We start from the raw sequence: 11,929 nt of genomic DNA, 5'->3' as shown, positions 1-11,929 counted from the left end.
CTTTCTAGATGTCTATCTCCTCGAACAACTCCGGTACCTCAACATCCCACCCAAACTCCTCACATATCCGCTTTCGCATCACATCACTCGCCACCATCTCTCCGTGCGTTACAAATACCTTATCTGGCTTTAGTGTCCCTTGGCTGAGCCATTCAAGAATTTCTTTGTAATCCCCATGGGCTGAAAGCGAATCCAAATTGAAAATATCCGCCCTGACGGGCCAATACTCTCCATGAATTTTCACAGACTCTGCACCATTTACCAAGGCGTCACCACGCGTACCTGGAGCCTGGAACCCGGCGAACACAATACTGTTGCGTTCGTTGGGCAACAGCGTCTTCAGGTGGTGCAGTACCCTGCCGCCACTGGCCATACCGCTGGCGGAAATAATCACGCAGGGGTAGCGCACGGCATCCAGTGCAATGGATTCCTCCACCGTCCGAACAAACTTGGTGCTGTTATCAATCAGCTCACACTGCGCCGTGCTGAGCTTGTGCTCTTTGTTGTGTTTGCAGAAGATCTCGGTGGCCTTGATTGCCATTGGGCTATTCAGGAAAACCGGAAGCTTCGGAATCCGTCCTTCACCCATAATCTTGTGGATCACGTAGAGCAACATCTGCGCCCGGCCAACCGCGAACGCCGGTATCAGCACAATGCCGCCCCGGCCCGCGGTTCGGGTAATAATGTCGGCCAGTTCTTTCTCGGGATCAGTCGCTGCATGCCGACGGTCGCCGTAAGTGGATTCGCAGATCAGTACGTCAGCCTCTTTTAGCGGTTCCGGAGCCCGCATGATGACGTCGTTCTGACGGCCTACGTCGCCGCTGAATACCACCGTGCGATCACTCTCCTTGTGATGCACATGCACACAGGACGAGCCGAGAATGTGCCCGGCCGGGGTAAAGGTCACCTCCATACCCTTCACTGGCTCAAATGGTTCGTGGTAATGCAGGGATTCGAAATGTTTGAGCGCCTCCCATGCATCCTTTTCTGTGAAGAGAGGCTCTGGTTTCTCGTGTTTCGAAAACTTTTTCCGATAGGCATACTTGGCGTCCTCCTCCTGGAGAAAGCCCGCGTCAGGCAGTAGCACTTTGCACAGGTCATGGGTGGCCTTCGTGCAGTAGATTTTGCCCTTGAAGCCGTTCTTTACCAAGGCGGGCAGGTATCCCGAGTGATCGATGTGAGCGTGGGTGAGCACCACTGCATTGACCGTTGCAGGTTTTACCGGAAACTCCGCCCAGTTCCGGCGCCGGAGCGTCTTGACGCCCTGATACATGCCGCAGTCCACCAGTAATCGGTGTTTCTCATCGGAGAGCAGGTAGCGGGATCCGGTCACGGTTCCGGTGGCACCGAGGAAGCGAAGTTTCATAGTGGCATCCTTCTGACTCTGAACTGAGGGAATGTTATTATGAAGAAGAGTAGCTCACTTCGTTTTGATCTGAAGCAGGAAGCGAAAAGCATGCATTACAGCTCGATCCTTGAGGATGTTATACAAGTGGCCGATAAGGCCAGTGAGCGTGTTCTTCACATTTACCAGTCTGATTTCAAGGTGAGTTATAAGGAAGATGAGTCGCCCATCACCGCGGCCGACATCGCCAGCCACGATGAGATTGTAAAAGGCCTGCGTGGAATCAGCCGGGACATTCCCATTCTCTCGGAAGAGGGTGCCGACATCCCCTGGGAAGAGCGCAGGCATTGGCGTCGGTTCTGGTTGGTTGATCCGGTTGATGGAACCAAGGAATTCACTCAGCGCACGGGCGAGTTCACGGTGAACATTGCGTTGGTTGAGGATGGGGAGCCAGTGCTTGGGGTTGTGACTGTCCCTGCACTCAAGCAAGCCTATTGGGGCATAAAAGGGCAGGGCGCCCACCGTCGTGATCGGACGGGGCGCATCCATGAGATTCATGTGGTAGAACCCAAGTCGGCCAGGCGCGTCGTTGCCAGCAAGAGCCACCTGAATTCAGAAACTCGCTCATTCATTGACCGCTTGGGTGACCATGAGCTGGTGCAGGCTGGCAGTTCCCTGAAGTTTTGTCTTATCGCGGAAGGTCGTGCTGACCTTTATCCCCGGCTGGGCCCGACTAGCGAGTGGGATACCGCAGCGGCTCATGCGGTTCTGATCGCTGCAGGCGGCAAAGTTCGCACCTTGGAAGGTAAGCCTCTTCACTATGGCAAAGAGAATCTGTTGAATCCCCATTTCGTCGCAGAGGGTGGATGACTTTTGGCGCAGCGGTCGTTTGAGCGAAAAGCAGTGCGAGACTGGCCTTAAACGTATCTGCAAAATCAGCAGGTCGTCTGCTTAAATGCCAAGGCAAGTTCCTTGGTATCATGCAGTCCCTGTGACCTTCCGTAAGACCAAACAACATTTCACAGTTCACTCATTTGCGTATATAGCGTTGACCGGTACAATTACGCCCTTCTTCACAAGTGAAGCGTGCCACAACTGGGCTAACAACTGACTTTATCAGCAGGGAGGCATTAGTTTGACTGTTCCAGGGGCCAGTCGATATGACCAGATATGGTCCAAAAGTTCAGCCACTATATACGTTCGTTAAACGAAAATTCGGGAGTCAAGTTGAGTAGTGCCTGCCTAGAGACACCGTCGGTGGCGGTGTTGATGTGTACTTATCACCCAGGGATTTATTTTTCTGAGCAGTTGATTTCCATCGCGGAGCAGTCACTGTCTCCGTCTTCGGTGTGGGTATCTGACGACAGCATTTCGACAGACGTCACGGCCCGAATTTCGGAGGAGTTGGAAGGAGCCGGGTTAACGGGGGCGAAAATTGTGGCAGGGCCTCGAAAGGGATTCGCTGCAAATTTTCTATCAATTTTGTGCCATCCCGAGGTAGAAGGTGACTATTTCGCTTTCAGCGACCAAGACGATATCTGGATGCCAGACAAGCTCCAGGTCGCGGTCGATCAACTTTCCCGGGTGCCCGCTGAGCTGCCTGCTGTGTATTGTGGTCGCAGTCTGCTGGTTACGGACGGCAACCAGGAACTGGGGAGCTCTCCTTTATTTGGTCGGCAGCCCTCGTTTGCCAATGCGCTGGTCCAAAGCATCGCAGGTGGCAACACCATGGTGCTGAACAACTCTGCCCGAGAGCTTCTTCGCAGGGCAGGGGAATGCGAAATAGTGAGCCACGATTGGTGGGTATATTTGTTGGTCAGTGGTGTAGAAGGCATTGTCATCTATGACGCCAAGCCGACGATTCGCTATCGCCAACATGATGGAAATCTGGTGGGGGGGCATACATCGCTCATGGCTCACTTGAACCGTGTGCGGCTTTTGCTCTTTCACGATCGGTTCAAGAGCTGGAACGAGATCAACGTCGCCTCGCTGCAAAAGGTCAAGCATTTGCTGACAGCTCGAAACCGTCAAGTGCTTGAGGATTTTGTTTCTACCCGTTCAGGGGGAGTGTTGCGGAGGCTTCGACATCTGAGAAAATCGGGTGTTTATCGGCAAACGCTCATGGGAAACTTCGGATTATTGATTGCAACGTTAACCGGGAAAATTTAACGCTATGAGTATCTTGGTAACCGGCGGAGCCGGCTTTATTGGCAGTAATTTTGTGCTGGATTGGCTGGCCCGGTCTGACGAGACCGTGATCAATCTGGATCTGTTGACCTACGCAGGTAACCTCCAGAATCTTGAATCCCTCGAAGGGGATAACCGTCATGTTTTTGTTCGCGGGGACATTGGAGACCAAACCCTGGTTGCGAAGCTGCTGGAGGAGCACAAGCCTCGGGCGGTATTGAACTTTGCGGCGGAAAGCCATGTCGATCGTTCGATCCTTGGCCCGGGTGAATTTATTCAGACCAACATCGTGGGAACCTTTAACCTGCTGGAGTCAGTGCGGGCATACTGGAGCAACCTGGGCGCTAACGAGAAGGATGCTTTCAGGTTTCTCCATGTTTCAACCGATGAGGTGTACGGTACGCTTGAGCCGAATGATCCCGCGTTCACGGAAGATCACCGCTATGCGCCGAACAGCCCTTATTCGGCCAGCAAGGCTGCCAGCGATCACTTGGTGCGATCTTATCTGCATACCTATGGGCTGCCTGTTCTTACCACTAACTGCTCTAACAACTACGGCCCCTATCATTTTCCTGAGAAGCTGATTCCTCTGGTGATTCACAACGCTCTGGCGGGCAAGCCGTTACCCATATATGGGGATGGCCAGCAGGTGAGGGACTGGCTCTATGTGACGGACCACTGTTCCGCGATTCGTCGAGTACTGGAGAGCGGTGAGTGCGGAGAGACCTACAACGTGGGTGGCTGGAACGAGAAGGCAAACCTCGAGGTTGTCCATACCTTGTGCGCGATTCTGGATGAGTTGAAGCCGAAGGCGGACGGGGCGTCTTATTCTGAACAGATTACCTATGTGAAGGACCGGCCAGGCCATGACCGGCGCTATGCCATTGACGCCCGAAAGCTGGAGCGAGAACTGGGCTGGACTCCGAGTGAAACCTTCGAGAGTGGTATTCGCAAAACTGTGGAATGGTACCTGGCGAATCAGGATTGGGTAGCGAATGTCACCAGCGGCCATTACCGGGAATGGGTGGAGGCCCAGTATTCATGAGTATTCTGCTTTTCGGGGCTACCGGACAGGTCGGAACTGAGCTCATGAGAACCTTGTTGCCTCATGGGGGCGTCGTGCCTCTCACGCGTAACGATGTGGACCTCACGGATCCCGTTGCCATCAGGCACGCCATCGACGCGCATGCACCGACCATCATCGTCAACGCGGCGGCGTATACGGCCGTTGATAAAGCCGAATCCGAGCCGGAACTTGCATTGGCGATTAACAGGCATGCCGTCGCTGAGATGGCAAAGGCTGCGAAATCGACCGGCGCACTGCTTATTCACTTCTCCACTGACTACGTTTTTGATGGCGAGGGGGACCAGGCATACGCGCCGGATGCGCCAGCAGCACCGCAAGGCGTATATGGCCGAACCAAGCTTGAAGGTGAACAGGCGATTTTAAAGAGCGGTTGTGACTACCTGATTTTCCGAACCAGTTGGGTTTTTGCGAGCCACGGGCACAATTTCGTTAAAACTATGCTCCGACTGGGGCAGGAAAAGAGCCAGCTTCGAGTGGTGGCTGACCAGGTTGGCGCTCCGACATCGGCGGAACTGATCTCAGATGTAACGTCATTGGCCATCGGAAGCTATCGCGCGGGTCAGCTTATAACCGGGATTTATCACCTGACCGCGGGAGGGGAAACGTCGTGGCATGGCTTTGCCTCGTTCGTGCTCAAGCATGCCAAAGAGCTTGGTCTGTCGCTCTCGTTGGACCCTGACGGCATTGAACCCATTCCGACATCCGAATTTCCGACACCCGCGCGGAGACCCGCAAATTCCCGTTTAAGCTGTGAGACGCTTGAGCGAGCTTTGAATGTTCAGATGCCGGATTGGCGGCTCCACGCTGCGCGAGCGGTCGAACAGTTGATGCAACTTGAGAAAGGAAAGGGATAGCCATGAAACGTAAAGGTATCATTCTGGCCGGTGGCTCCGGCACGCGCCTTCACCCGGCCACACTCTCTATCAGCAAACAGCTGTTGCCGGTTTACGACAAGCCGATGATCTACTACCCGCTCAGCACACTGATGTTGGCTGGGATTCAGGACATCCTGATTATTTCAACTCCACAGGACACCCCGCGGTTCGAGCAACTGCTCGGCGACGGCAGTCAGTGGGGACTGAATATTACCTACGCTGTTCAGCCGTCACCGGACGGCCTCGCTCAGGCTTTCGTTATTGGTGAACAGTTCATTGGCAATGACCTCTCTGCCTTGGTGTTGGGAGACAACATCTTTTACGGTCATCACTTCAATTCTCTGCTGGACAGTGCAATGCAGCGGGAGAATGGGGCCACGGTATTTGCCTATCACGTCCAGGATCCCGAGCGATATGGCGTGGCGGAGTTTGATGACGATAACAAGGTCTTGTCGCTGGAAGAAAAGCCGGCCCAGCCAAAATCCAGTTACGCTGTGACCGGTCTTTACTTCTACGACAACCAGGTTGTGGGTATGGCGAAGTCGCTGAAACCCTCAGCGCGCGGTGAGTTGGAGATTACAGATCTCAACAGAATTTACTTGGAGCAGCAGCAACTGAATGTAGAGATTATGAGCCGCGGGTACGCCTGGCTGGATACGGGCACTCATGATTCGTTGCTCGACGCCGGCCAGTTCATCGCCACACTGGAGCATCGCCAAGGCCTTAAGGTGGCGTGCCCGGAAGAAATCGCGTTTCGCAACGGCTGGATCGATGCGGCCAAACTCGAAGAGTTGGCGCAGCCCCTAAAAAAGAACGGCTACGGCCAGTATTTGCTGCGAACCCTGCACGACAAGGTATTGTGATGAAAGCAACACGACTTGATATCCCGGAAGTTATTCTATTTGAGCCTCGCGTTTTCGGAGACGAGAGAGGTTTCTTCTTCGAGAGCTTTAACCAAAGGCAGTTTGATGAGGCGGTCGGTTATTCTGTGGACTTTGTTCAGGATAACCACTCCAAATCTGCGAAAGGAGTGCTGCGTGGCTTGCATTATCAGATGCCCCCTCATGCTCAGGGCAAGCTGGTGCGGGTAGTGCAAGGCGAAGTGTTTGATGTGGCCGTGGATATTCGCAAAAGCTCTCCAACCTTCGGAAAATGGGTAGGTGCAACGCTTTCTGCCGACAACAAGCAGCAACTGTGGGTTCCGCCGGGTTTTGCGCACGGCTTTATCACGTTATCTGAAACCGCGGAATTCCTATACAAGACCACTAATTACTACGCTCCGGACAGCGAGCGGGCGATCATATGGAATGATCCCGACATAGGGGTGGTCTGGCCTGGGGCATTTGAACCGTCGCTCTCCGGCAAAGACAGTGTGGCGCCGTTATTCAAAGATGCAGAGGTCTTTGAATGAATCCAAATGCACCACAGCCAACGTCCTTGTTGGCGTTGTTGCGGTCCGTCGTCAGTAATCGAACCCTGATCACCCAAATCACCAAGCGTGAAGTGGTGGGGCGATATCGCGGTTCGATTATTGGCATCGGATGGTCCTTTCTGAACCCGTTGTTGATGCTGGCGGTATTCACCTTTGTGTTCTCTGTCGTATTTAAGGCGAAATGGGGTGTTTCCATGGGCGGAGAGGAAGAGGGGAAGGGCGTTTTTGCTGTCGTTCTTTTTGTAGGATTGATAGTTCATGCCCTTTTCGCAGAGATTCTGACCCGCTCACCGTCGCTGATATTGGGGAACGTAAATTACGTGAAGAAAGTGATCTTTCCCCTGGAAATACTTCCGGTCACTGCCGTCCTCAGCGCTTTATTTCATACGGCGATTAGTTTGCTCGTCTGGCTCGCTGCCCACGTGTTGTTGATAGGCGTACCTGGTTGGCAGATTGTCTTCCTACCTTTGGTACTGTTCCCTCTGGTCTTATTGTCTATCGGTGTTGCCTATATTTTGGCTTCCCTTGGTGTTTTTTTAAGAGATATCAGTCAGACCATGGGTATTTTGGCTACGGTGCTATTGTTTCTTTCCCCGGTGTTCTTCCCAATCGAACGTTTGCCTGAGCAGTACCATTCGTTGTTCCTGGCGAATCCTTTGACATTCATTATTCAGCAGTCCCGAGAAGTTTTAATTTGGCGCCACGTGCCGGATTTTGCGGGGTTGCTGTTATACACAGCGGTTGCGTCTGTCGTGCTTTTGGTAGGGTTTGCGTGGTTTCAGAAGTCCAGAAAGGGATTCGCTGATGTGCTCTGATGTTGTTATCAAGGTTCGAAAACTTAGCAAGTGCTTCCAGATCTATGAGCAGCCCAGAGACCGCTTAAAACAAATGTTGTTGCCCCGTTTCCAACCTCTGATAGGGCAGAGCCCAAAGCAGTATTTTCGTGAGTTTTGGGCATTGGAGGAATTGTCTTTCGATGTGACGCGGGGAGAAACAGTAGGGATCATTGGCAGAAACGGTAGTGGAAAATCCACCCTCCTTCAGATGCTATGCGGGACGCTCACCCCTACAAGCGGCGAGGTAGAAATCACTGGTCGCGTAGCGGCTTTGTTGGAGCTCGGATCAGGCTTTAATCCGGAATTTACGGGCCGAGAAAACGTTTATATGAACGCGTCGGTTCTGGGCTTATCCAACACTGAAGTTGATCGGCGTTTCGAAGATATCGTAGCGTTTTCTGAAATCGGCGAATTTATTGACCAACCCGTTAAAACCTATTCCAGTGGAATGATGGTTCGTCTGGCATTCTCGGTCATTGCCCACGTTGATGCGGACATTTTGATAATAGATGAAGCGCTCGCTGTTGGAGATGCATTTTTCACCCAAAAGTGTATGCGTTTCTTACGAAAATTTATGAAGCATGGGACTGTTCTTTTTGTTAGCCACGATACAACAGCTGTTCGTAACCTATGCAACCGCGCACTTTGGCTAGATAACGGAAGGCTTCTAATGGAGGGCGCCCCGAAAGATATATCTGAAAAATATCTCGAGGCCTTTTATGAATCGCAGCAGGGTAAAGGTTTAAAACTGAAAAAGGCTAGTGATAAGCAAAACAACCCAAGTCGCCCGTTTAAAGATCAGCGTGACGAATTTATTAATCAAAGTAACCTGAGAAACGATATAGAAATTTTCCAGTTTGACCAAGATGCTTTGGGTTTTGGCACTGGGAAGGCTCAAGTTACTAATGTGCAATTTACTGATAGCGAAGGCTCCATTTTATCGTGGGTTGTCGGGGGCGAGGACGTGGTCCTGCAGGTAGAGGCGAAATCGCAGGTTCAAATGCAAAGCCCTATTATCGGCTTCTTTGTTAAGGATAAACTTGGTCAAGAGGTTTTTGGAGATAATACCTACCTGAGCTTTTATGATGACCCCGTCCAGTGCGGAGCTGACGCACGATTAGTCGCAGAGTTTAAATTCCAGATGCCACGGCTCGCCTCCGGTCATTATTCGATTACTGTTGCCATCGCGGATGGGAACCAAGTCGAACATATCCAGCACCACTGGATCCATGACGCTATAACATTTCGTTCGGAAGCTACAAGTGTAGTAAGTGGAACCGTTGGCATTCCAATGAAAGAGATCGATCTCAAGGCACACAATGACTGACGTATACGAGCACCTTATCGAGAGTGCAGCTTTTAAACCATTCCCTTTCAACGAAAACAGTGCGTGGCTGGGGCATCTTCAATTTGCTGATTTTATAATTAGAACGCATAGGCCCAAGGTTTTGGTCGAATTGGGTTCCCATTGGGGGCATTCTTATTTTGCGTTTTGTAAGTCAATAAAAGAGAACTCAGTATCCTGCAAAAGTTACGCGGTAGATACGTGGCAAGGTGATCCGCACGCAGGTCATTATGGTGATGAAGTTTATAATTTTGTAAATTCACATAATGAAGAAAATTACAGGGCGTTTTCTCGTTTGTTGAGAATGACGTTCGATGATGCTCTAAACTACTTTTCTGATGCATCCGTAGACCTCTTGCATATTGATGGATTGCATACCTACGAAGCGGTAAAACACGATTTTGACACTTGGTTTCCTAAGCTTTCGCCAGGCGCCATCGTGCTGTTTCACGACATTAACGTCCGCGAACGTGGCTTTGGTGTATGGAAGTTTTGGGAAGAACTCTGTGAGAGGTATCCCAATAATCTCGCTTTTCTGCACTCTCATGGTTTAGGAGTCTTGCAGTTGCCCGGTAATGGTGAAGACTCCGTGCACTCTTGGCTCTCAGCTGTCGATTCTGACAAGGAAAAGTTCGCTAGGTATTTCTCCGCTATAGGAGGTTTGGAGCAGCAACGATTTGAACTGCTGTCGGTCAGCGGCGAGCTTCACGCTAGATCAAACCAAGTTGAAGAACAGAAGCGGCTAACTGAGGAATATCATAAGGAACTCCTTTCCATTAACGCCGAATTAGACATTAAGCAGAAAGGGTTGGAATCGGCGCATAAGGAGCTTGAGGCTACCAAAATTGCCCTCAAGGATGTTCTAAGCTCCACCAGTTGGAAGGTTTCAAAGCCCGTGCGATTCATAGGGAAGGGGCTTCGCCGAATCCGACATATAGCTACGCTTTTACTAATGACATCCAGGCTGGCTGGTGGATTGCGGCCGGCAATTCGAAAAGCTTTTAACCTTTTCCGAAATGAAGGCTATCGGGGTGTTCTAAGAGGATATCGTTACGTTGCAACGCGTGCCGCGGATCCCCAGCACCTTCAACGAAACGACTACCAGGAGTGGATTCGACGCTACGATTCACTCGACGATCGCGGTCGGGTTCGGATGGCCGAAGAGATTGAGGAATGGAAGACTAAACCCCTTATTTCCCTAATTATGCCTGTGTATAACCCGAACCTAACATGGCTCCAGCTCGCAATTGATTCGGTGAAGAGTCAGATCTATGGTAACTGGGAACTGTGTATTGCTGACGACCACTCCAATAAGGTGGGCGTGAGAGAATTCCTGGAGAAGCTTGAGAGTGGCGACAGCCGAATCAAAGTCGTATTCCGGGAAAGGAACGGGCACATTTCGCAAGCATCTAATAGTGCTTTAGGCATTGCAACTGGTGCTTGGTGCGCACTGATGGACCAAGATGACATGCTCAGTGAACAAGCACTTTATTGGGTTGTGAAAACCATCAATGAACAGCCCAAGGTCAAACTTTTCTACTCCGATGAAGATAAAATAAACGAAGCGGGAGAACGACATAACCCGTATTTTAAATGTGATTGGAACCGTAGCCTTTTTTATTCTCAGAATATGATTTGTCACCTCGGGGTGTACGAGCGGTCTATTGTCGATCAGATAGGCGGCTTCCAAGAGGGGTTCGAAGGTTCTCAGGATCACGATCTAGCTTTGCGTTTTATAGAGAACATTGACGAGAGCGAGATCTGTCATATCCCCCGAATTCTGTATCATTGGCGTGTCCACTCGGCTAGTACAGCAGGGGGAGCAGATGCTAAGCCCTATGCGTTGGTTGCGGGAGAAAAAGCTATTCAAGCGCACCTTGAGCGCATAAGTGTACAGGCAGACGTAACCTCAGACTCCTATGGTTACCGAGTGAAATATCTGCTTCCAGAAACATTGCCATTGGTTTCAATAATTATCCCTACCCGGAACGGGCTGGACTTGGTCCGAACCTGCATTGAAAGCATCGTTAATAAAACCCGCTATTCGAACTATGAAATAATCCTGATAGATAATGACTCGGATGATCCAGAGTGTCTTGGGTACTTTGCCAAAATCCAAGAAAACTACTCGTTTATTCGAGTGAAGCGTGATGATCGACCTTTCAATTATTCGGCGCTCAATAATTCGGCGGTTGAGATGGCAAATGGCGAGATTATTTGTCTGATGAATAATGACATTGAAGTCATTGAGCCGGATTGGCTGTCCGAGATGGTGAGTATTGTTCTTCAGCCCAAGGTAGGTGCGGTTGGTGCTAAGTTATTGTATCCGGATGATACCGTTCAGCATTCTGGTGTGGTCATAGGTCTGGGCGGTGTCGCTGGCCATGTGCACTCTAGATTTAATAGCAACGACCCCGGTTATTACAGTCGCTTAAATGTGATTAACGAATATTCCGCTGTGACTGCGGCTTGTCTGCTAGTGAAAAAAGCAGATTATGAAGAAGTGGGCGGACTCAATGAGGCTGATCTGTCCGTCGCATTCAATGATGTCGATTTTTGCTTAAAACTTAAGGCGATCGGACTAAGAAATGTTTGGACTCCCTATGCCTTACTCTACCATCACGAATCGGCCACGCGTGGATACGAGGATAACCCCGAAAAGGTAGCGCGGTTTAATCGAGAGGCTGAGTATATGAAGAAGTCTTGGCCAGGATATATTGCGCATGACCCCTGCTATAGCCCCAATCTGACGCTTAGAGCCAGCGACTTTACTCTGGCCTGGCCGCCAAGAACAGATGAGCGAACCGTTCGAGATATCTAAG

At 50.9% G+C, this 11,929-nt stretch carries 10 protein-coding genes; 9 read left to right on the top strand and 1 reads right to left on the bottom strand.

Annotated features, from left to right (window positions below; genetic code table 11):
• Window positions 1–4: 4 nt before the first annotated feature.
• On the bottom strand, window positions 5–1,366 hold the full coding sequence (locus KXD86_RS05030) for an MBL fold metallo-hydrolase (RefSeq protein ID WP_218634965.1): 1,362 nt from the start codon (window positions 1,364–1,366) through the stop codon (window positions 5–7).
• Between the two features lie 90 nt (window positions 1,367–1,456).
• Here KXD86_RS05030 and cysQ point away from each other — a divergent pair, with 90 nt between their 5' ends.
• From cysQ to KXD86_RS04985, 9 genes are all read left to right on the top strand, one after another.
• A complete protein-coding gene (cysQ, locus tag KXD86_RS05025) occupies window positions 1,457–2,215 on the top strand; it encodes a 3'(2'),5'-bisphosphate nucleotidase CysQ (protein WP_218636730.1) in 759 nt (252 codons plus the stop codon).
• A 357-nt stretch (window positions 2,216–2,572) separates the two neighbouring features.
• Entirely contained in the window at window positions 2,573–3,514 is a 942-nt protein-coding gene (locus tag KXD86_RS05020; RefSeq protein ID WP_218634964.1) for a glycosyltransferase family 2 protein, read from the top strand.
• 4 nt (window positions 3,515–3,518) lie between these two features.
• Complete coding sequence (gene rfbB, locus KXD86_RS05015) at window positions 3,519–4,577, top strand: dTDP-glucose 4,6-dehydratase (protein WP_218634963.1); 1,059 nt, start codon at window positions 3,519–3,521, stop codon at window positions 4,575–4,577.
• Complete coding sequence (gene rfbD / locus KXD86_RS05010) at window positions 4,574–5,473, top strand: dTDP-4-dehydrorhamnose reductase (RefSeq protein ID WP_218634962.1); 900 nt, start codon at window positions 4,574–4,576, stop codon at window positions 5,471–5,473. Before rfbB ends, rfbD begins: the two co-directional genes overlap by 4 nt.
• A 2-nt stretch (window positions 5,474–5,475) precedes the next feature.
• A complete protein-coding gene (gene rfbA, locus KXD86_RS05005) occupies window positions 5,476–6,357 on the top strand; it encodes a glucose-1-phosphate thymidylyltransferase RfbA (RefSeq protein WP_218634961.1) in 882 nt (293 codons plus the stop codon).
• Window positions 6,357–6,905 carry a dTDP-4-dehydrorhamnose 3,5-epimerase gene (gene rfbC, locus KXD86_RS05000; RefSeq protein WP_218634960.1) on the top strand — a complete coding sequence of 183 codons (549 nt, stop codon included), beginning with the start codon at window positions 6,357–6,359 and terminating at the stop codon, window positions 6,903–6,905. The genes rfbA and rfbC overlap by 1 nt, the downstream gene beginning before the upstream one ends.
• Complete coding sequence (locus KXD86_RS04995; protein WP_218634959.1) at window positions 6,902–7,741, top strand: ABC transporter permease; 840 nt, start codon at window positions 6,902–6,904, stop codon at window positions 7,739–7,741. The genes rfbC and KXD86_RS04995 overlap by 4 nt, the downstream gene beginning before the upstream one ends.
• Window positions 7,731–9,089, top strand: a complete 1,359-nt coding sequence (locus KXD86_RS04990) for an ABC transporter ATP-binding protein (RefSeq protein ID WP_228739321.1) — start codon at window positions 7,731–7,733, stop codon at window positions 9,087–9,089. The genes KXD86_RS04995 and KXD86_RS04990 overlap by 11 nt, the downstream gene beginning before the upstream one ends.
• Window positions 9,082–11,928 carry a glycosyltransferase gene (locus KXD86_RS04985; RefSeq protein ID WP_218634958.1) on the top strand — a complete coding sequence of 949 codons (2,847 nt, stop codon included), beginning with the start codon at window positions 9,082–9,084 and terminating at the stop codon, window positions 11,926–11,928. The genes KXD86_RS04990 and KXD86_RS04985 overlap by 8 nt, the downstream gene beginning before the upstream one ends.
• The last annotated feature ends 1 nt before the right edge of the window (window position 11,929 follow it).

Source organism: Marinobacter arenosus, assembly GCF_019264345.1.
In the GTDB taxonomy this organism is placed as follows: Bacteria; Pseudomonadota; Gammaproteobacteria; order Pseudomonadales; family Oleiphilaceae; genus Marinobacter; species Marinobacter arenosus.
Note: the sequence above shows the minus strand (reverse complement) of the source record. Positions and strands in the feature narration are given on the sequence as shown.